The 19,837-nt window shown below is 45.9% G+C and carries 19 protein-coding genes, 1 tRNA gene and 2 pseudogenes; 14 read left to right on the top strand and 8 right to left on the bottom strand.

What is annotated here, in order from left to right; all coding sequences use genetic code 11:
* Positions 1 to 146: 146 nt before the first annotated feature.
* Together LBQ00_04905 and LBQ00_04900 are read left to right on the top strand one after the other, a co-directional pair.
* Positions 147 to 1,124, top strand: coding sequence for a C40 family peptidase (locus LBQ00_04905; GenBank protein ID MDR2018196.1), 978 nt, complete (start codon positions 147 to 149; stop codon positions 1,122 to 1,124).
* 696 nt (positions 1,125 to 1,820) lie between these two features.
* A complete protein-coding gene (locus LBQ00_04900) occupies positions 1,821 to 2,285 on the top strand; it encodes a hypothetical protein (protein ID MDR2018195.1) in 465 nt (154 codons plus the stop codon).
* Positions 2,286 to 2,766: 481 nt separating this feature from the next.
* On the opposite strand, the gene LBQ00_04895 is transcribed toward LBQ00_04900, so the two are convergent.
* A tRNA-Phe gene (locus LBQ00_04895) sits at positions 2,767 to 2,842 on the bottom strand.
* 145 nt (positions 2,843 to 2,987) lie between these two features.
* On the opposite strand from LBQ00_04895, the gene LBQ00_04890 reads away from it, so the two are divergent.
* From LBQ00_04890 to LBQ00_04880, 3 genes are read left to right on the top strand one after another with little or no spacing between them, the layout of a single operon-like run.
* Positions 2,988 to 4,193 (top strand): DUF1015 domain-containing protein, encoded by a 1,206-nt coding sequence (locus LBQ00_04890; GenBank protein ID MDR2018194.1) that lies wholly within the window; start codon positions 2,988 to 2,990, stop codon positions 4,191 to 4,193.
* The gene (locus tag LBQ00_04885) at positions 4,186 to 4,947 is read left to right on the top strand and encodes a methyltransferase domain-containing protein (protein ID MDR2018193.1); all 762 of its coding nucleotides are present in this window, start codon (positions 4,186 to 4,188) and stop codon (positions 4,945 to 4,947) included. The genes LBQ00_04890 and LBQ00_04885 overlap by 8 nt, the downstream gene beginning before the upstream one ends.
* Positions 4,926 to 5,894: a polyprenyl synthetase family protein gene (locus tag LBQ00_04880; protein ID MDR2018192.1), complete on the top strand. Its 969-nt coding sequence runs from the start codon at positions 4,926 to 4,928 to the stop codon at positions 5,892 to 5,894. The genes LBQ00_04885 and LBQ00_04880 overlap by 22 nt, the downstream gene beginning before the upstream one ends.
* Positions 5,895 to 6,007: 113 nt before the next feature.
* Here the strand turns inward: LBQ00_04880 and rsmI are convergent, their stop codons facing one another.
* Complete coding sequence (gene rsmI / locus LBQ00_04875) at positions 6,008 to 6,724, bottom strand: 16S rRNA (cytidine(1402)-2'-O)-methyltransferase (protein ID MDR2018191.1); 717 nt, start codon at positions 6,722 to 6,724, stop codon at positions 6,008 to 6,010.
* Positions 6,725 to 6,896: 172 nt separating this feature from the next.
* On the opposite strand from rsmI, the gene LBQ00_04870 reads away from it, so the two are divergent.
* A complete protein-coding gene (locus LBQ00_04870; GenBank protein MDR2018190.1) occupies positions 6,897 to 7,502 on the top strand; it encodes a lytic transglycosylase domain-containing protein in 606 nt (201 codons plus the stop codon).
* Entirely contained in the window at positions 7,492 to 8,136 is a 645-nt protein-coding gene (gene pgsA, locus LBQ00_04865) for a CDP-diacylglycerol--glycerol-3-phosphate 3-phosphatidyltransferase (GenBank protein ID MDR2018189.1), read from the top strand. The genes LBQ00_04870 and pgsA overlap by 11 nt, the downstream gene beginning before the upstream one ends.
* 66 nt (positions 8,137 to 8,202) lie before the next feature.
* On the opposite strand, the gene LBQ00_04860 is transcribed toward pgsA, so the two are convergent.
* The 5 genes from LBQ00_04860 to hisS form a co-directional block, all read right to left on the bottom strand.
* Positions 8,203 to 9,402 (bottom strand): KamA family radical SAM protein, encoded by a 1,200-nt coding sequence (locus tag LBQ00_04860; protein MDR2018188.1) that lies wholly within the window; start codon positions 9,400 to 9,402, stop codon positions 8,203 to 8,205.
* Positions 9,317 to 9,844 (bottom strand): peptidoglycan-associated lipoprotein Pal, encoded by a 528-nt coding sequence (gene pal, locus LBQ00_04855; GenBank protein MDR2018187.1) that lies wholly within the window; start codon positions 9,842 to 9,844, stop codon positions 9,317 to 9,319. The genes LBQ00_04860 and pal overlap by 86 nt, the downstream gene beginning before the upstream one ends.
* A gap of 62 nt (positions 9,845 to 9,906) precedes the next feature.
* A complete protein-coding gene (locus tag LBQ00_04850) occupies positions 9,907 to 10,134 on the bottom strand; it encodes a hypothetical protein (GenBank protein MDR2018186.1) in 228 nt (75 codons plus the stop codon).
* Between the two features lie 391 nt (positions 10,135 to 10,525).
* The gene (locus tag LBQ00_04845; protein MDR2018185.1) at positions 10,526 to 10,924 is read right to left on the bottom strand and encodes a hypothetical protein; all 399 of its coding nucleotides are present in this window, start codon (positions 10,922 to 10,924) and stop codon (positions 10,526 to 10,528) included.
* A gap of 468 nt (positions 10,925 to 11,392) precedes the next feature.
* Complete coding sequence (gene hisS / locus LBQ00_04840; GenBank protein MDR2018184.1) at positions 11,393 to 12,649, bottom strand: histidine--tRNA ligase; 1,257 nt, start codon at positions 12,647 to 12,649, stop codon at positions 11,393 to 11,395.
* Positions 12,650 to 12,810: 161 nt separating this feature from the next.
* On the opposite strand from hisS, the gene LBQ00_04835 reads away from it, so the two are divergent.
* The 6 genes and pseudogenes from LBQ00_04835 (at position 12,811) to LBQ00_04810 (ending at position 17,865) form a co-directional block, all read left to right on the top strand.
* Positions 12,811 to 13,149, top strand: coding sequence for a YajD family HNH nuclease (locus tag LBQ00_04835; GenBank protein ID MDR2018183.1), 339 nt, complete (start codon positions 12,811 to 12,813; stop codon positions 13,147 to 13,149).
* A 48-nt stretch (positions 13,150 to 13,197) separates the two neighbouring features.
* Entirely contained in the window at positions 13,198 to 13,629 is a 432-nt protein-coding gene (locus LBQ00_04830) for a hypothetical protein (GenBank protein MDR2018182.1), read from the top strand.
* A gap of 4 nt (positions 13,630 to 13,633) precedes the next feature.
* Positions 13,634 to 14,998: a 23S rRNA (uracil(1939)-C(5))-methyltransferase RlmD gene (gene rlmD / locus LBQ00_04825; GenBank protein MDR2018181.1), complete on the top strand. Its 1,365-nt coding sequence runs from the start codon at positions 13,634 to 13,636 to the stop codon at positions 14,996 to 14,998.
* Positions 14,999 to 15,041: 43 nt separating this feature from the next.
* Positions 15,042 to 15,674, top strand: coding sequence for an HAD family hydrolase (locus LBQ00_04820; protein MDR2018180.1), 633 nt, complete (start codon positions 15,042 to 15,044; stop codon positions 15,672 to 15,674).
* 443 nt (positions 15,675 to 16,117) lie between these two features.
* Positions 16,118 to 17,335, top strand: a complete 1,218-nt coding sequence (locus LBQ00_04815) for a pyridoxal phosphate-dependent aminotransferase (protein MDR2018179.1) — start codon at positions 16,118 to 16,120, stop codon at positions 17,333 to 17,335.
* A gap of 353 nt (positions 17,336 to 17,688) precedes the next feature.
* Positions 17,689 to 17,865: pseudogene (locus LBQ00_04810) on the top strand (integrase core domain-containing protein).
* A 114-nt stretch (positions 17,866 to 17,979) separates the two neighbouring features.
* Here the strand turns inward: LBQ00_04810 and LBQ00_04805 are convergent.
* Positions 17,980 to 19,371 (bottom strand): MATE family efflux transporter, encoded by a 1,392-nt coding sequence (locus tag LBQ00_04805; GenBank protein ID MDR2018178.1) that lies wholly within the window; start codon positions 19,369 to 19,371, stop codon positions 17,980 to 17,982.
* A 347-nt stretch (positions 19,372 to 19,718) separates the two neighbouring features.
* Between LBQ00_04805 and LBQ00_04800 the strand changes: the two are divergent.
* Positions 19,719 to 19,823: pseudogene (locus LBQ00_04800) on the top strand (IS1 family transposase).
* Positions 19,824 to 19,837: the final 14 nt, after the last annotated feature.

Here is a 19,837-nt window from a genome sequence, read left to right as displayed (position 1 = left end):
AACCATATCCATATTGTGATTATTTCACGCGCTTCGTGGCTATGGCAAAAATTTTTCTTGACATGATTTTGTCTATTCTGATAAAAAATATTCTAAATATATAAAAAATTGTAAAAAAGTATTTTTAAAATTAAGGAAAACAACAGTTGAAGAAGAGTCTGTTTATATTAATATCAGGCCTATGGCTTGCCGTCATTATATCAGTTCCTGCCTTTTCTGCGGTCACATACAGGGTAAAACCAGGAGATAACCTCTGGACCGTAGCAAAAAAATACCACATCTCAGTAGATAAACTGAAAACCATCAACAGTTTAAATAATCACGATCTGAAGCTCGGACAAAAACTCGTTCTAAAACAGGATCATATGCAAAAGGCCAAGGGCAGCGCAAAAAATAGAGGGCAGCGAAGTGCATCCCAAGCCGTGATTTCCGAAGAAGCGGAGGACGATGGGGAGTTCATAGAATATAAGGTTAAGAGGGGCGATACCGTCGAAAAAGTCGCACAAAAATTCGGCATAGAGAAGGATGACATCGTTGAGTCGAACAGTAACCTGGACCGTAGGCTTTCCCCCGGAAAAGTCCTTCTCATCCCAAGAACAACAGAGTTGGAAACGGGAGAGGAGGTTGTAGATCTTTCGATGAAAACTTTAAAACCTTTAAAACCGTGGAAAACGCACGAAGAGAAATATATGCTTGTCAAAGTGGCAAAAAGCTTTATGGGAACTCCATACCGGTATGGCGGTAACAGCGTGCGGGGTCTTGATTGTTCGGCTTTCGTAAAAAAGATTTACGATATATTTGATGTTCAGCTTCCGAGGAGTGCACGAGAACAGTACGAGACTGGTTCAAAGATTTCCCAGGATGAACTGGCGCCAGGCGATCTGGTATTCTTCAAAACCAAAAGGTTTGTAAAATACCCGACTCATGTCGGCATCTACATCGGTGAAGGAAATTTCATCCACTCGTCTTCGGGCCATGCTAGGATAGGGGTAAAGATAGACTCTCTCCAAACCAACTTCTATAACAAAGCATATATCGGTGCCACGAGAGTGAAAAAATCGCCCGAAGAAAATTCAGAAACGATGAATGACCGGGAGATACTCACCAATATCTTTAGCTCTTAAGCGTATATGTAAATATAAATAGGTCTGCTTTCCCTGTAATATGTAAAGCTTTAGGACTGGCGTTCGCCCATCCCTCCTCGGAACTCGCTCAAGTATACGGAATGTCCTCTCTCTCCTTTATAAGGGTAAAATGCGGCTACACTGGTTACAAACGAACTTCTTGTAGTTCTCCTTCCCCGTTAGCAAAACCTGGCGGGACAAACCAGCAGTTCAAAGGAACTGGTACCCTCTTCTGCGATATTATACAAACTCGTTCGTCTCGCTTTAATTCTCTCTCCTCTTCATGTTTTCTTTTACCTGGATATTTCTCGCTCTGGTATTTCGATAGTTACATTTATCGTTTATACTGATAAGGTATGCCCCTACTTCATGAAGAACATTCATTGCGAGCAGATAATGGACAAACCCTCCTCACGGGCACCCGCTTCACCACACAAGGACCAGCATGAGGTCTTCTGCATAAATCAGGGAATCAAGCTCTTTGAGATACCCTTGCCAGGGTATGCAGGGTTCCAGCCTGGTGCAGAAATGATGACCTTCGTCTGTTTCTGGAAAGGAATTGGAGGTTTCAAGACCAACTTTACATCCTGTCAACTTTGCCTCTCGCCGCCTTTCATCTGATAAGCAGTACACGGCACTCCCATTCGATTTTTATATCGTTGACAGTATGACTCCTTGTGTGATTAAATATACATTATGGTAAAAAAGACTATCAAGGAGACGATCAAGAAACCTGATATGCTGATCATAGCGTTTGAAAGAGCGTTTGAGTTTATTCAGGTCAATCTCCGGCTCGTTATCATAGCAGCCGTCATATTCTGCGCAGCCGGGTTAGTCGCTTACGGCTATTACGTACATGAAGAAAAGAGAAACGAGGAAGCCCAGATATTCATCGCCAATGGTGTAAAGAGTCTTGAGTCTTATTACGTCACCGGCAAAAAAGAAGATATTGAAAAAGCTGAGTCCGCCTTTGGGAAAGTCGCGAAGGAAGGAAAGGGAAAAAGCTACATGGTGGCTCAATTATATCTCGGCACCGTTTATGCGGTCAAAGGACAAACCGACGATGCCAAAAAAGTATACCAGGGGCTTTCAAAGAAAGGTTCTCCTATACTTAAAATGTTGTCCGAGAAGGCCCTCCAAAACCTTGATACAAAAAATTAAGGGAAAAGCGCATATCCCTCTCGTCACCTCTTCCGGAATATATCTCCCATGCGGTCCGATCCTTCTGCGTCAGGACCGATATCCCTTCTAATATATAATATGAGCTTGACAAACGTTTCTCCGGCAAGGTTCGGGTCCTCATATCCAGCGTTGCCAGATCGGTGATGGCCTGACCAAAGCGTGATCTCACGTTTTAATGAGACAGACATTCATATGGGAGAAACGTAAAGAACTTTGACCGACAAGCAAAAATCGCGTAGATACCACTGCATTCCACGGGTACATGCAAAAAGTATCTACACTATCCGAGACTAAGAAAATAATATCCCGCCAGACAGAGGATTGCCATGACACACGACCGCATCAGCCATCGTTACAGATGACCACGGGCATAAAAATTCCGAGTTTAATCATAGATACATGCAACTTACACAACGCAAAGGGGGGTTACAGTTTTTCTGTAAACCCCTTCAAAAGAAGATGGTGCCGAGGAGCGGAATTGAACCACTGACACGGGGATTTTCAGTCCCCTGCTCTACCGACTGAGCTACCTCGGCAACGCTTTATTTTAACCATAAGTTCTCATGGTATGTCAAGATATTCATGGCTCCATTTCGAAATTTCGCGTTCTCGCGTCTTACTACAATATACGTTCAAAAAACTTTGACATTAAGCAGCCTCCTATGTTAACACGTATCTATTATGGCATCCTCATATACAAAACCGTTCAAAGGAATATTCTATAATAAAGAAAAAATAGGCGATATAGCTTCTTGCGTATGCCCGCCTTACGATGTCATATCCGATAGCCAAGTCTATTACAAGAGAAACCTCTTTAATGCCATCAGACTGGAACTCCCCGACCCAGAGGCTGGAATTGATAAGTATATCAATGCACGTCTTACGTTCGATGAATGGCTTCAAAGCAAGGTGCTGCTGACGGACCCAACGGAGACAATCTACATATATGAACAGGAATTTGTAATCGGCGGGGTTCCACATCTAAGAAGGGGATTCATCGCTCTCAATAAACTGGATAAAGAACGTATTCTGACCCATGAGCAAACAAGAAGCAAAGCGAAGGAGGATCGAGAGAAACTCATTGCATCATTAAAAACCTTCACCAGCCTTGTTTTTGGGCTCTACGAAGACAGAAATTTTGAGATTGAAGAGGTACTTCAAAAGTCCAAGAAAGAGACGCTTTACGATTTTATTGATGAACAACACATAAAAAACCGATTTTATCGGATGTCGGACCAGAAAGAAATCGGGCGGCTCACCTCCCTGATGGATGAGAGAAAAATTTATGTGGCCGATGGACATCACAGACTGGATGTCTCTTACAGGCTCAATATTCCCGATATTCCAGTATATCTGACTAACATGTATTCGGAGGGAGTGGTAATTCTCCCTTATCACCGCATGATCACTTTTGAAACTCCGAGAGCCTTGGAGCAGACCTTAAATCTCTTGCAGGCCCATGTGGAGGTGCAGAGAATTCCTCTTGATGGTCCCCAATCGGCTAAGCGCGTTCTGCATATCATCGCCTCGTCCTACGAGTCTGCTTTCGGACTGTACTCGACAGAGGATACCGGCAATGTCTATATTTTTTCCGCAAGACTTCCACGCGATGGAGGTCCTCTCGAACGCCTTAAAGTCAACATTCTTCATTCAGGTTTGCTGAAGGGGGTGCTCGGTTTCAAGGAAGAAGAAATATCGTTTACGCAGGATGCTGACGAATTACTGCAGTCCGTGCGGGAAAAGAAAGTTGATCTGGCTTTCCTTCTCCCCCCCACTACCACGAAAGAAGTAAAAGAAGTAGCTGACAATGGCTTGTACATGCCGCCAAAGTCAACCTTTTTTTACCCCAAAATATCCACAGGACTGATCTACTATAAATATGCCTGAAACCGCATGGGCCGATGAAACACTGGATTTTTTGTGCGGTGAGGATCTGAGGATCGTTCAAAAAAAACGAGGGTACCGTTTTTCCATTGATGCCATCCTTCTGGCAAACTTCGTTATTCTCAAAAAAAATGAAAGGTTGTTGGATATTGGTACTGGTTGTGGTATTATACCTGTCTATATGACGAGGATGGGTCTCCAAAACAGCATGATCGGCATTGAATTGCAGCTCGGGCTGTTTCAGGCGGCCGTCAAGAATAGAGAAATAAATAACTGTGGAAATATTCAGTTTCTGCAGGGAGACATCAGAACGGAAGCACAGGTGCTTCGGGATGCCCGTATTGACGTGATAGTATCTAACCCTCCGTATACAAAGCGTGGTTCCGGAAGAAAGAGCCCTGATGATTCAAGATATGTTGCCCGCTATGAGACCGAGCTTGATCTGCCCCTTCTCCTTTCGTTCTCCTCGTCGCTTCTTCAGCGTAAGGGGAGACTCTACGTAATATATCCCGTGAAAAGGCTTGCCGAGCTAATATACAGCGCAAAATCGCAGAGACTTGAGCTGAAGCGCGTGAGGTTCGTTCAGCCGAGGCGCGGAGAAAAACCAAACCTCTTTCTTGCGGAGCTGCTTAAAGAAGGAGGAGTAGGCACAATTGTTGAAAAACCTTTATGCATATATGATAATGGCAATTATACGGAAGAGGTTAAATCCTATTATTCTTTAAAGGGCCCGGCATGGAAAGCGTTGCAAGACTAATAGAAAGCGATCTCAAAACACTTGAGCAGTCAATCCAGAAACTGGTAACCACACGGGTAAGTTTTATCAAACAGATCGTGACATATATAATCAGCTCCGGTGGCAAGAGGATCCGTCCGATCCTCCTCATCCTGTCATCAAGACTCTCGGGTTACGAGGGCAATCGCCATATCCCATACGCCGCCATCGTTGAATTCATCCATACGGCTACCCTCCTTCATGACGACGTGGTGGACAATGCAAAGACGAGGCGCGGCAACTCAACCGTAAATACCGTATGGGGAAATGAGTCGAGCGTGCTCGTCGGTGATTTTCTCTATTCCAAGTCTTTTGAACTTATGGCCGAAGACGGCAACCACGATATCCTGAAAACGATCTCGAAGGCTACCACTGCCCTTTCCGAAGGTGAGATTCTTGAATTGCTGAAGACATCAGATGTGGAAACCACGGAAGAAGAGTATTTCGAGGTTGTGGGCAACAAGACTGCCGTCCTGTTTTCAGCGGCGTGTGAAATAGGGGCTCTCTTGGCCGGTACCGGGGAACTTCAAAGGACGGCCCTGAGAGGTTTTGGTTATAATCTGGGCATAGCCTTTCAACTGAAGGACGATATTCTTGATTATACCTCTTACGATGCCATACTGGGGAAAAATGTGGGCACGGACCTGAAAGAAGGTAAGGTCACTCTCCCTCTCATTCATGCCTTGAAATCCGCACGAGACCAGGACAAAGCCTATGCCAGGAAGGTTCTCGAAAAACCAACCATGACGCAACGAGATTTCGACGTAGTTCGCAGAATCATAGAGAAACACAGCGGTATTGGATATACCTCCGATATGATCATAAAACATATTACAACCGCAAGAGACCACCTGAAAATTTTCGAAGACTCCCCTTACAAGAAAGCGCTTCTTACCGTTGCCAATCACATGCTGGTGCGGGAAACTTAACTTAACTTAAAGTTGCCTGGATTACACCATTTTATTGCGATGGAAGCCCCGATCTTCCCCGCCTTTTTCCTCTCCTTCAGAGGCAACGACCGTCTTTATGTCCTGGGCCAGCTTTACGGATGTCGATTCTCGTCTTTACTGTATCTCCCATTCCCAGTAGCAGCTCCGCCGACAATAAGAACATACTCCCCTTTCAGCTCGGCTTCACCAAAGTCCACGAGGAGGTTTCCCAACGTGCCTCTCCAAACCTCCTCGTGGACTTTGGTGAGTTCTTTGAAGACTGCCGCCTCCCGATCTCCCATTTCCTCGTAAGCAACCAGAAGAGTCTCTCTCACCCTCCGGGGAGATTCGTAAAGAATAATCGCATAAGGCAATTGAGCCATCTCTCTAAGAACCTTCTTCTTCTTCCCTTTCTTCAAAGGAAGAAATCCGTAGAACAAGAATCTGTCAGTATAGAGGCCAGATATAGAGAGAGCCCCGACTGCAGCTGAAGGTCCGGGCACAGCCGTCACTTCGATTCCTGCTTCGCGGCACCGGTTTACCACAGCCCTTCCAGGGTCTGATACGCATGGGGTACCGGCGGCTGTTATGAGTGCAGCCGATTTGTCGTCCTCGATCCTTTCACACACTTCTTTTGCTTTTCTCTCTTCTGAGTAACTGTTGATGGAAATAATCTGCTTTCTTATATCAAGATGACTCAGAAGCTTAAGGGCGCGATCCCGATCTTCCGCTACGATAAAATCCACAGCCCCAAGAACCTCAATGGCTCTCAGAGTGATATCTTTCAGATTGCCTATCGGTGTGGCAACTACATAGAGCGTTCCGCTCAATCTCAGCTCCTTATGAATTTGATGACCTAATCTTTATCTCTCTTGTCACATCTTTCGAGACTACAAAGGCTTCATTGCGAACTATCAACCAGATCTCCCATCATAATTATTGTTTCGATTCATCAAATGTCTCTAAAAAACTTGACAAAAAGGTAAAAAATGATGAAAATACATGGTGATGTTATTGAAGCTGCTCATATTGGGTATGATCCTTTTTTCCCCTTTCTCCGCCTATTGTGCCGTGTATGGTTACGTGGATGAAGAAGGTGTCTCTCATTTCACCAATATAACCCCGATCGGGAAAAAATACCATACAGTAATTTCAGATAAAAAAGGGGTGATGGTGTCGACCGGCGACTTCAAGGGCGGCAAGATCAATAATAGTCTTTACGACTCTCTTATCGCCCGGCATTCCGAGACTCATGGCGTCGATCCGTCGCTCGTAAAAGCGGTAGTAAAGGCGGAGTCCAATTTTAATCCCAACGCCATCTCACAAAAAGGAGCTCAGGGCTTGATGCAGCTTATGCCCAATACTGCGAAACTGATGAAGGTAGGTAACCCTTTCGATCCGGACGAGAATATAAAGGGCGGTGCCCGCTACCTGCGATACTTGGAAGATACTTTCGGAGACTTGGAGCTCACACTCGCAGCATATAATGCAGGCCCTCAAAAAGTTATAGAGCACAAGATGAACATTCCGCCCATAGAAGAGACACGGAATTTCATCAAGCGAGTAAAATACTATTATAACAAGCTGAAAAACCCATATGAAGGATAAGGATGAAAAGACATCTGTCTGGACACTGCCAAACAGATTGAGTGTAGTTCGAATCCTTTTCATCCCCGTAATAATCGTATTTATTTCTACCGAGGATGAAAGATTTTTTTTCGCTGCATGCCTTCTCTTTATTGTAGCGGGAATAACAGACGGCCTTGACGGGTTTATGGCTCGGAAAATGAGGCTCACTACCAAACTCGGTCTTTACCTTGATCCTATTGCCGATAAGCTCCTTGTCTCATCAGTTCTTATTACTTTGACGTTTTACAGACTCGTACCTCTGTGGGTCACCATTATTCTCGTTGGTAGAGAATTCCTTATAAACGGCCTCCGATCGTTTTACGCCATGGAGGGCATCGCCATTTATCCGTCTTTTTCCGGGAAACTAAAAACAACCTTTCAGATCATCGGGATCTCGTGTATATTATTTAATGTTCCGGAAAAAAGCAATTACAGCATGTGTGACTACCTCCAGTACATCGGTATCTCATGTGTCGACTTCAACAGTTCCATCCGTCAAATAGGTTTGATCATTATATACATCGCTCTCTTTTTCAGCATACTTTCAGCAGTGAACTACACGAAAGCAATTTTCAAGCCTCTGCCGCATGACAATAAGAAAGACAGGACATAAAGTCCAAAAATTGATGTTTCCATCAATGCTTTCTGCATATCTTCCTGTAGTCGAACGCTTTCTCTTCTAAATTTTCGGTTCCACAGGGCGACAGATATGACAACTCATGCAATGGCTCTCCGTTCCATTGTCATCATAGATGCCAAATCCACTCAAAGGACTTTCTATTGTGACAACACCATGTCTTTTTCCCTTTATATATTGGTGATCCAGTGGGACCTTTCCAAAGCCTCCGGATATGTCAAGGGCATAATACGGCATGGCAAGGCCTGAAATATTTTTCCTGAGCGTCCTCATTATCTCCATCCCTCTATCCAGCCTCACCTTGAAATGGTACGCACCTGCAACTTCATCCAGTTGGAAGAGATAATATGGCTTGATCCCGTTACTCACAAGCTCTTCAAAAAGCCGGGCAAGGATGTGAGGACAATCGTTCACCCCCCTTAACAGCACGGTTTGACTCACGAGAACCGCTCCTGACCTCAACAATCGTCGTACTACAGCCGTAAACTCTGGAGATATCTCGTTCGGATGGTTTATATGGATGACTACCCATAAAGGTGAGTTATCTCTGATTAGATCATAGTATGCTTCGGTTACCCTTTCGGGGCATACTACCGGGAGGCGCGTGCTTACGCGTATAATCGCCTTACCCATCCGTTTCAGTCTAGAAAGGATATAAGACAACTCTTCAGACGCCAGCATCAAAGGATCTCCTCCCGAAAGGATTACCTCCCTGATCTCCTTGTCCTTTTCAAGATAATCGAGAGTCTCCTCACGGAACAGTACCGGGTTCCATTCCTTCCCGACCAGACGCCGCCTGTTGCAATACCTGCAATACATGGCACATTCGGCGCTCACCAGAAATACTCCTCTCCCGGGATATCGTTTTATAAAGACCGGCGTAATAAGACTGCCTTTTTCGTTAAGGGGATCCACTTCCCCTTCCCCGGTAAGTTCGTCAACGCAGGGTATAGCCTGACGCCCGATCGGACACGACAGGGGCGCTTCTTTCTTTATAAGCGATAAATAATGCCTAGAAATTCTAAAAGGGTATAATTTGGAGACTCTACTGATATCGGCTTTAACCGATTGGTCTAACGATAGATGTTCCGATAATTTTTCACCACTATCGATAAAGGGGAGGGTAACGGAATTACCCTCCTCATTTCTCGACAACTTACTGAACTGGGACGATATTGGCCCTTCTATTCTTTGCCCATGCTTCTTCTTTGTGTCTTGGATCAATGGGCCTTTCCTTGCCATAACTCACAGTCTCAAGAATTTTATCGTCTATACCGAGATTCACAAGGTAATTCTTGGTCGCATCGGCTCTCTTCTGTCCGAGAACCAAGTTGTACTCTACAGTGCCCCGCTCATCGCAGTGCCCTTCGATTTTCACATTCTTCCCGGGATTTGCCTTAAACCAACCCTCGTTTTCTTTTAGTATTGCTTCGTCACCGGGTCTGATATTATATCTATCGAAATCAAAATTTATACTTTTCAACATTACAGCCTCCGGTGCAGGGGCTGGTTCTGATGCTACCGGGGTTTCCACCTTTGCCTCCTCAGGCGCAACCGCTTGTACCTCTGGAGGAGGTGGAGGCGCTTCCTCACCTTTCTGGGCCTGCATAAAACAACCACAGCCGGTCAAGACCGTACCAAGAACAAGAGCTAACACAATAATGCCAAACGATCTAATTTTCATGGTCCTCCCCTTCTTTCATCATTCAGGGTATACCCTCAAGGATATACCCTGATATTTGATAACTATTTTTTCGCCGATTCTGGTTCTGCTTTTTCCGGGGCAGGTGTTGCTGTTGTGTCCTGGGCCGGAGTTGCCGGTGCTGCTTCTTTCGCTGGTTCTGCCGCTGGTTCTGCCGGTTTCGCCTCTTCTTGCGGAGCTGGCTTCGCAGGCTCCGATGACTGGCCGCACCCGATCAAAGAAAAACTTGCAAAAAAGGAAATTGCTATAAATAACACCACTAATTTCTTCATCTACTTTCACCTCCTTTCTTTATTTAGATAAACATAATATATCATTTCAAATAAGTAAATTAAATTTTTTTAACAATCATAATTTTATTCATATTTTACACCTCCTGCACACACAACTGGTACCTCGACTCATGCTATCCGTACGTGACGCCAAGACAGGACACCCCAGAAGAAGCTCCGTCGGAACTCAATCTAGATATGGCATCCGCGAGAAGGGCATTTCCCGGCCCACGACACTTACGTACTTTCACTTTGGGGAAAAACACCCTCCAGGAAAACCAAGCAGTCCTTCTGGGATTCATTGATAATTATGCACTCAATGTACGCCTGATACGGTTTCGCATATTCGATTATTTCCTCAATTCCAATCACGCTCTTTTCCGTAAGCCTGTCAAATCCGTAAATGTTGGGCTTTATTAGGTAAAGTCAGGCAGCCTCGACACTCATTTCTCGGCATGTCCCCGTCAGCGTTGATCATGCCCTTCACGCTCTTATCCTTCATGATCGTCATGACTTTGACATAGAAATTGTCCTTTACGCCCGTAAGTGCGCTACCGTTCATCACCACAAAACTGTTGTCAGGAATCTCTTTCATCTTCTTGGGCAAGACCATAATTTCAAGCGCACCTCCGGGGTCAAGGTGCTGAATAGCGCCTAGAATCTTTTTTGATATAAAATGAGGTTCATCCTTAGTGGGATCATCAATAGGCACGAAATCGTATACCATATCTTCATTAATCAACTCACCCTCCAGTTCCAATCCATCAATGCCTGCATGAATCCAACTCAATACTTCTGTCTCAGAGATTTTTTATCCCCGGGAAATAATCCATGCCTTTATCGCCCGCTCTGACTTTTCCATCGCAATTCGGTTCACATCGTCATAAATCAGTTCCTCAACATACATAGCGTTATCAATCAAAGGATTGCACGGACTTGTATATATCATGAGTTCTGAATTATTTTAGTAAATATAATGTAAAATGGCTACACAAAAATTAACCAAAATCTTTTCTTTGTGTAGAAAATGTCGCATGTGAGTTATAATTTACAACAATTTCGTCGTCTTCTCGTATCTGATTATCTTTTCCTTGCCTATGGGGATAGTATCCGGAAAGACCAGCGCAGGGGCGCAAACGCCTTACAGGTTTTGAATATCATTCCTCCTCTATAGCATTGTGTGTATGAGGGGAAATGATAGATTGGGTGGAGAAGTAGGACAAGATGGTCGGAACACTCCATGAGGCAAAGTATACGATCAAACCAGTTTCGTAACTTCGACGGGCATTCTTGAAGGATCAAGAGGAATCTCCCGCTGGGCCTTAGTCTTCATGTTTCTCAGTGTCACCACTCCGCGGTTAATCTCATCATCCCCGAGGATCAGAACAAAATCAGCCTTCAGACTGTCTGCGTATCTCATTTGAGACTTAAGTGATTTTCCCTCGTAGTCATACCGGAGCGATAATCCATTGTCCGCAAAGGCCCTGAGTACGGGGATCACAAACTTCTTCGCCTTCTCTCCGACATACGCAAAATAATAGACAGGATCTCTCATCGCTATCGTGGCCCCTGAAAGCATGGCCAGTCTTTCCATTCCTATGGCAAACCCTGTACCTGGCGTCTTTGGCCCTCCCATTTCCTCAACGAGATTGTCGTATCTGCCTCCTGCAATGAAAGCCCGCTGAGCGCCCAGATCACCGGAAGTAAACTCGAACACGGTTTTCGTGTAGTAATCAAGTCCCCTCACAAGACGTTTGTTTACTGTAACCACAACACCGAACTCATTGAGGTGCGTGAGAAAAGCATCGAAATGGTCTTTACACGAATCGCAGAGACTGTCGAAAAGAAACGGGGACTGCCGGCTTACCTCAATGCAATGTTCATGTTTGCAGTCAAAAATCCTGAGCGGGTTCCGATAGAGACGCCTCAAACAATCGCCGCACAACTCATCTTTCTTTGTCTCAAAGTAGCTTATAACTTTTCCTCTGAAGTCCTCTCTGCACCGGGGACATCCCACACTGTTCACCTCAATGCTGTAGTTGGCTATTTTCAAATCTCCCAGTATGAGAGAAATCATCCAGAGAAGGTCCGCATCAATCAGCGAATCGCTGCTGCCGAAGACTTCAACATCAATCTGACGGAACTGTCTAAATCTCCCTTTCTGAGGCTTTTCATGTCTGAACATAGGTCCCATGGTGAATAGCTTGCTGACCCGTTCCTTTGCATACAAACCAGCTTGCAGATAAGCCCTCACCACCCCCGCAGTGGCCTCAGGCCTCAGCGTCACTGAGTCTCCACCTAAGTCGGTAAAGGTGAACATTTCTTTTTCCACAATATCTGTGGTATCCCCTATGCTTCGAACGAAGAGTTCAGTTCTCTCCAAGACAGGAACCTCTATTTCCGCCAAGCCCAGGAGATCAAAGTATTTTCTCGAAACCTGTTCAATAATGCGAAACCTCTCAATCTCTTCGCCCGATATATCCCTAAACCCTCTTAACGTCTGTATCTTTGCCATCTTCTTCCTCTGTAACAACTAATCTAAGATAACTCATTATTAACATAAATACCCACTGTTTTAAAGGAAAAAAGCCCTTCCATGCCTCTATCCCGGTATGGCAATCTTCTTCGCTATGGGTTATACTTGTGGAATAAGGCTGATCTTTAAGGGATTGAGAGATGAGGAATAAACGATACACAGTGAGATGCAAATCAGGGCAGCCTGGAAAGGAAGGCGGTAAATCCGTCGACGAAATTGTGCGAGAACTTAAAGCCATGAGCGCTTCAAAAAATGATTACAGGGAACAGTCTCTCAAAATTCATGGCCTCATCTGCGCGAAGTGCGCGAGGGAGTTTGATTACAAAGACAGGCACCTCCTGACTGTCCACCATAAAGACGGGAACCATAACTACAACCCTTCCGACGGTTCCAACTGGGAGAACCTCTGCGTATATTGCCACGACGAGGAACACACCAGGGGCATGCTCGGCGATTATCTCAGCGAAGATAATCGTTAATTTGAGATAAACCATGCCTCCCCTCAAAACAAATAAGGAAGCATACCCTTGGACTTCGAGATCTGCCCCTCGGAAAGAAATTTGGCAGAGGAAATCGCTTTAGTGTATGATAAGAATAAAAACTGCCCGGCTGGTATTCAGAGACCGCCCGAACTTTTTTTCGTAAAAACAGTCCCAGACCTGAAGCTGGGAAATCACGCTTTTCCGAGACTGTTACCTGCGTACCACGCTCAGATCGCCTCCACGTTCTGGACAAGAGTTATGGGTGACATTTCCAACACCAGATCCTATGAGGTACTGGCCCATATTGCTGTGGTTATTTTCGACGAACACGGTGTCCCCATTGAAAAACATCAGGACTTCCTGGCCTTTGAGACCTGGTCCGGAAGCGAGTTTGATATAAAAATCTCGCCCTTCTATGACAATGCCCGAACATACGGTCTGGAAGTGACGAAGACAGACGATTGTAGTTGTTCCTGACCCGATGAAATTCACGGAACTCTCATTGGAAATTGTCGATATGGCCCTTCCTGACGGTTACGGTGTGGGAAGGAAAGACGGCTTCGTTTTCTTCGTTCCCGGGGCCGTTCCTGGCGACAGGCTGAAAATCAAGGTCACCGGACAGAAAAAAAGGTTTTCTTACGGCGAGATATTCGAGATTGAAGAACCTTCTCCAGACAGGCGGCAACCACCATGCCCTTATTTCGGCCTTTGCGGAGGTTGTACTCTCCAGCACATGTCATATCGCAAACAGCTGGAAGTGAAAGAGCGCCACCTTGTACAAACACTTGCCCGGATAGGCCACATGGACACCGCGTCAATTGCCATGCTCCCTATTGTGCCCTCACCACAGCATTATTTCAGCCGAAACAAAGTGGAGATGGCTTTCGGAAAGGATGAATACGGCCTCATTGCCGGACTGCGAGAGGGGGCATGGCAGAAAATGGATTACGAAGGCAAGGTAATATCTCTTGGAAAATGTCTCGCCTTCAGTGATTGCGTCGAGAAAATTCTTCCACCGATTCTGGACTTCTTCAATGGACATCGTTTTCTTTCTTATGACCAGGCCACAAAAAAGGGATTGCTCAGGCGTCTGGTACTTAAAGAATCAAAAACGACGGATGAGGTGATGGTCATATTGGAAACGTCGCGAGGTATATTGCCGAATATGCAAGACCTGTGGCGTATGTTGAGTAATAAAGCCCCTGAGGTTGTAAGTCTGTGGCGGGCCATCAACACCCGCAGGTCGGATGCAGGCCTCTACGAAAAGAAGGAGCACCTTTTTGGCAAGCGCTTCATCGAAGAATCGCTGGGCGGTCTCACGTTCAGAATATATCCTCAATCTTTCTTCCAACCAAATTCAAGGATTGCAGAGACCCTTTATCAAGCCGCCATGGAACTTGGCCAGCCCGGTCCTCAGGATAGGGTTCTGGGACTCTATTGCGGGATGGGACCGATCGAAATGATGTTTTCAAGGAGAACAAACAAAGTGACCGGGGTCGATTCTAATCCCGACAACATTGCCAATGCTCGTGAGAACGCGAGGATCAACGGCATAGAAAACTGCATTTTCATTGAAGGCATGGTTGAACGGGTGGGCAGTCGTCTTCCCGCAAAACCAGAGATTCTCGTGATTGACCCTCCGAGAGGCGGCATCAGCAACAAGGGGTGTGATCTCATAGCTAGGATAGAGCCCGGGAAAATAGTCTATGTATCGTGCAACCCATCTACCCTTGCCCGTGACCTTAATAATCTCACAAAATACGGTTACGTTCTTCGAAAAGTTGTGCCTTTCGATGCCTTCCCCCAGACCGGCCATCTGGAGACCGTTGCTCTTGTTGAACGATAGCAGCCTCTTTAAAAACCATTTGCTGTCGTGGTATAATGACTCCATGAAAAAAATATTCTCTTTCGATCTTGATGGGACACTCGTGGACGGTATTTATGGAGATATGGTCTGGAATCACGGGCTTCCCGAAGTTTTCGCCCGCAGGTACGACATCTCCCTTGAAGAGGCTAAGACTCTTACCCAGAAGGAGTACGGGACTGTAGGGGACGGGAAACTCGAATGGTATGACATAGATTACTGGCTTGAACGCTTTGATCTGCCTGTATCCTCCGGGGAGTTGCTAAACCGGTATGAACCGTACATCAGCCTTCTTCCGTTTGTCCGGGAGGTTCTTGAGACACTTCAGGAGAACTACATCCTGGTTATCGCCTCAAACGCGGCTCGTATATTCGTGGAGAAAGAAGTCTCGCACACCGATATAGGCCGCCACTTCAGTACCATCGTGTCGGCAACGAGCGATTACAAGATAGTGAAAAAAGGGGACTCGTTCTATACAAGACTCCTCAATGACCTTGGCGTCTCCCCCCATGAGATCATCCACGTGGGCGACCACCGGATTTTTGACTTTGAGGCACCGTCACGGCTCGGCATTGAATCTTATCATCTCTGCGCCGACGGCAACGGCGACAGCCGGGTTATCCCCAATCTTAGAGTCCTTCTCGAGAGGCTACGATGAAATGTCCCAAGCGCACGACTCTCCTCAATCCTTGCAAGGTATCCTTCAAGAACGATTCTCCTTCATGCAAAAAAGATCTTCATATCTGCGCCTACTCTAGAGTTTTGAGACAAAGGGAAGATTGAATCGCTGCCGTGAACTGCAGGAGGACTATCTAAAGAAGCGTGACTACACGAATTTTTGTGAATACTTCCAATTTCGGTATCAGTAGTACGAGAAAAACACCTCAAGCAGAGAAGAAGCGGAAGAGTTGTGTAATCGTTGCTCAAGAAAACCTGAGAATAAGTCTGTAAAATTATAAAGACAAACAGACTGAACAACACACTTGCTCCTTTTTGTCTGAAGGTGACCAAGCACCCATTGACAAAGAGCACTGTTTCTTGAATAATATTCAGAGATGTCTCACGAACATAAGAGAAGCTGGAGGAAACAGGAATAATTCTATGCGTAAGATCACGAAATCCACAAAATTGAACAACATATGTTATGAAATTCGAGGCCCTCTTCTGAATGCGGCAAAACGCCTTGAAGAAGAAGGGTACACCATTATCAAATTGAACAGCGGAAATCCACCTGCTTTCGGAATAAGCGCTCCTGACGAGATCATCCGTGATTTAACGGCAAATATAAAGTCAGCCCAGGCATATGGCGACTCGAAAGGCCTTTTCCCTGCACGAAAGGCAATTATGCAACAATGTCAGCTTAAAGGAATCGAAGGGGTCGAGATAGAGGACATTTATGTAGGCAACGGAGTTTCAGAGATGATAATGATGGCTATGCAGGGACTCTTGAACGATGGCGACGAAATGCTTGTTCCATCGCCTGATTATCCGCTCTGGACCGCCGCGATAACTCTGTCCGGCGGAAAACCCGTTTATTACGTATGCGATGAGGCATCCGATTGGAACCCGGACCTCAAAGATATGGAATCAAAAATCACTCCCAGAACGAGAGGTATAGTTCTCATCAACCCAAACAACCCCACGGGGGCGGTATATTCAAGAGATACTCTACTTAATATAGTAAACATAGCCGAAAGGCATGAACTGATCATATTTGCCGATGAGATATATGATCAGATTCTCTACGACGGCGCGACTCATGTCCCGGTCGCATCGCTTTCCAAAGACATAGTATTTGTGACTTTCAACGGCCTGTCCAAGTCTCACCGCATTCCCGGCCTGCGTGCGGGCTGGATGATTGTGAGTGGAAAAAAGGCAGCCGCAAAAGACTACATGACCGACGGTCTGGATATACTGTCAAGCATGAGGATGTGCGGTAATATGGCAGCCCAGCTTGTCATTCAAACAGCCCTGGGCGGGTATCAGAGCCTACACCGCCTAGTTTCACCTGGCGGCAGACTGTACGAGCAGAGGAAAGCAGCGTGCAACAGCTTCGCCTCCATTCCGGGGATCACATGCGTGAAACCTATGGGCGCACTTTATGTATTTCCCAAAATTGATGTCAAGATGTATTCCATCCATGATGACCAGAAATTCCTCCTTGATTTCCTTATCGAAAAGAAAGTACTTATGGTCCAAGGAACCGGGTTCAACTGGCACGCGCCGGACCACTTCAGAATCGTATTCCTGCCCACTGTAGAGGAAATAAGTATCGTAGCCAAACGGATGGCTGATTTCTTACAGGAATATCGTCAGTAACTCAATAGGTTTCCTCTCCGGCCGCACGCGAGTAGGCGCAGATTTAAGAAGGCTCATCCAAAGGAATGCTACGATTAAGGATGCCAAAGGTAATTTTAAATACTTGTTTTACTCGGACTGTCTACCCCCCCCTATGAGTAATGGCGTATACCATACCCTCACTTAAGAAGGGAAAAACTATGGGACATGTACTGCAGTCCCCCCCCTTTTTTTAACAGGACACTCATAAATCCAAAAATAGGTTGTAGTCATAGCCCTAGCACTTGTACTATAACCAGGAGAAAAAAGATGAGCCTAGAAGTTATTACGTCAGTGCAGAGAAGGAGGTATTTCTCGAGCCAAGACGTTTAAGAGTGATGGAAATACTCTCTTCCTGGTTTGAAGATTACAACGAGAATCATCCTCACAAGGGGCTTAAGATGAAGTCACCGAGGGAACATAGGAGAGCAGCAGATAAGTTAGAAAGGTGGGGGATGACGGGGGGTGCTCCAGAGGGCTCTTGTAAAACCCGAACCTTTGGCTTGGTGTAAAGATACTGTACTTTGAAAGATTGCCTCAATAACGGATGCCTGAAGAACCTCCTCACCCGCCCTCCAGAAAGAGATTTATGAGAACGCACTTAGCGTCTGTCTCCTGAGCGTTTGTCAATCCATAAAAGTTATGGCGGCAGGTGTGGTTATTACTGTCCTTTTCCATCTTCCGGAGCGGTAATATGCAAGGTTTATAGCCATGGTTACCACGAAGCTGAGCATCACGGCTATCCAGATCCCTTTTATTCCGAGGATGGTTTTCGTGAGAAGCCATGAGACGGGTATCCGTACTACCCACAGGGAAAAAAGCGAAAAGACCATGGTAATCATAGTATGACCTGCCCCGTTAATCACACCGGTTGATACGAACATTATACCGAAAAACAGGTAGCATGAGCCTACCATACGGAGATATGTAACTCCTATATCCATCACTTTTGGATCGCCACCAAGGCCGAAGATGGTCAGTATCGGTCTCGCGAGGAAGACAACGACGAACGATATGAGGATTGTTATGGCCGATGTCATGACAATTCCCCATCTGAACGCTTCCCTTACCCTTTCGGGCTTGAGGGCGCCGAGATTCTGGCCTGTAAGGGCGGAAACGGCCATGCTCATGGAAATGGAAGGCATAAATGCTAGCATGTCGACGCGTACCACTGCACCGAAGGCATTGGTCGCAGCGCTGCCGAAGGCATTTACGAAGGTTGTGATGAAAAGACTGCTGATGGAAACCAGGGACTGCTGAATGATTGAGGGAAGACCGATCTTGAAGAGTAGAAATGTAACATGCCTGTCCATGGTTAGTCTTCCGGGATGGAGCGCCACCAGGTGATTTCTCCGGTTAAGATACAGAAAACTTATCCCCAACGCTACCGTCTGCGACACAAGCGTAGCATAAGCTGCCCCATCGAGGCCATGGAACGGGAAAAGACCGAAGCCGCCGATAAAGAAAGGGTCAAGGACCGCATTTAACACTATCCCCACAGACATGAATATGAGCGGGGTCACTGTATCACCTGTCCCCCGTAAAATGGAATTGATGAGAAAGCTCAAATACATGAGAATAAACCCGGGCATGCTTATCTTGAGGTAACTTGATGCCATGGCGAAATTCTCAGGGGGTGTATCCATGGCTTTCAACAGGGGGTCGGCCGACAGTATGGCCGCTATGGTAAGGATTCCACCGAGTATGAGGGCGAGGACAAACGACGTATTTACCACTTTCCCGACCATGGAGTAGTCTTTTGCACCGTAATATTGAGCGACGAGTATGGTGGAGCCCATTGACATACCCATTACGAGCCCCATGAGTACGAAAAGGATAAATAAGCTGACTCCAGAGGCCCCAACGGCATCTTCTCCCACCAAATGACCGACCCATATGGTGTTGACCATGCTATATCCGATTTGCATCACGTTGCCTATCAGCATAGGCACGGAAAAGAGGAGGAGATGTCTAGGAACACTCCCCACCGTCAAATCTTTCCCCGATTCTTTGTCCAATGTGACCTCCGCCCTAACTATAGCGAATTGCGCTGATAAAATCCAACCGGATGCACGGAAGGCCACTTTCGTTGGCGGGTTGTCTTAACATAGTCTGGAATCTTGCCTGCAGGGGGTGGAAGCCTGTGTGTGTCCTTGAGAAGCCGATCGTCTCCTCGTTGCAGGAGATGCCACTAAGCGGGTGGGTGGAGGACCTCTTAGGTTTGCTTAAGCCGGGAGAAAAGAGAATTTGTAGATGGGGGAGGGTGGCTTTTCAAACAGTGGCTACACGAAACCATACTAATATTTTCGAGAATATTTACATAGCGATATATTTATAATACACCTCCTCTTATTGGAGGTGTATTATGCCGAAGTGTAAGAATTACGACTCAGAACGAACTATAAAAAATGGAATAGTAAGGGGTAAGCAGCGGTTTCGTTGTAAAGAATGCGGCTTCAACTTTGTTGAATGAGATGCAAGAAC

Source organism: Syntrophobacterales bacterium (assembly GCA_031274925.1).
In the GTDB taxonomy this organism is placed as follows: domain Bacteria; phylum Desulfobacterota; class Syntrophorhabdia; order Syntrophorhabdales; family Syntrophorhabdaceae; genus PNOM01.
The sequence above is the reverse complement of the archived record's forward strand: the minus strand, read 5'-3'. Positions and strand labels throughout refer to the sequence as shown.

Bases quoted from the DNA above. Each gene is read 5' to 3' on its own strand.
- LBQ00_04900 (MDR2018195.1), top strand. From the start codon at position 1,821: ATGGTAAAAAAGACTATCAAGGAGACGATCAAGAAACCTGATATGCTG.
- LBQ00_04890 (MDR2018194.1), top strand. From the start codon at position 2,988: ATGGCATCCTCATATACAAAACCGTTCAAAGGAATATTCTATAATAAA.
- LBQ00_04885 (MDR2018193.1), top strand. From the start codon at position 4,186: ATGCCTGAAACCGCATGGGCCGATGAAACACTGGATTTTTTGTGCGGT.
- LBQ00_04880 (MDR2018192.1), top strand. From the start codon at position 4,926: ATGGAAAGCGTTGCAAGACTAATAGAAAGCGATCTCAAAACACTTGAG.
- LBQ00_04870 (MDR2018190.1), top strand. From the start codon at position 6,897: ATGGTGATGTTATTGAAGCTGCTCATATTGGGTATGATCCTTTTTTCC.
- pgsA (MDR2018189.1), top strand. From the start codon at position 7,492: ATGAAGGATAAGGATGAAAAGACATCTGTCTGGACACTGCCAAACAGA.
- LBQ00_04860 (MDR2018188.1), bottom strand. From the start codon at position 9,402: ATGGCAAGGAAAGGCCCATTGATCCAAGACACAAAGAAGAAGCATGGG.
- pal (MDR2018187.1), bottom strand. From the start codon at position 9,844: ATGAAAATTAGATCGTTTGGCATTATTGTGTTAGCTCTTGTTCTTGGT.
- LBQ00_04850 (MDR2018186.1), bottom strand. From the start codon at position 10,134: ATGAAGAAATTAGTGGTGTTATTTATAGCAATTTCCTTTTTTGCAAGT.
- hisS (MDR2018184.1), bottom strand. From the start codon at position 12,649: ATGGCAAAGATACAGACGTTAAGAGGGTTTAGGGATATATCGGGCGAA.
- LBQ00_04835 (MDR2018183.1), top strand. From the start codon at position 12,811: ATGAGGAATAAACGATACACAGTGAGATGCAAATCAGGGCAGCCTGGA.
- rlmD (MDR2018181.1), top strand. From the start codon at position 13,634: ATGAAATTCACGGAACTCTCATTGGAAATTGTCGATATGGCCCTTCCT.
- LBQ00_04820 (MDR2018180.1), top strand. From the start codon at position 15,042: ATGAAAAAAATATTCTCTTTCGATCTTGATGGGACACTCGTGGACGGT.
- LBQ00_04815 (MDR2018179.1), top strand. From the start codon at position 16,118: ATGCGTAAGATCACGAAATCCACAAAATTGAACAACATATGTTATGAA.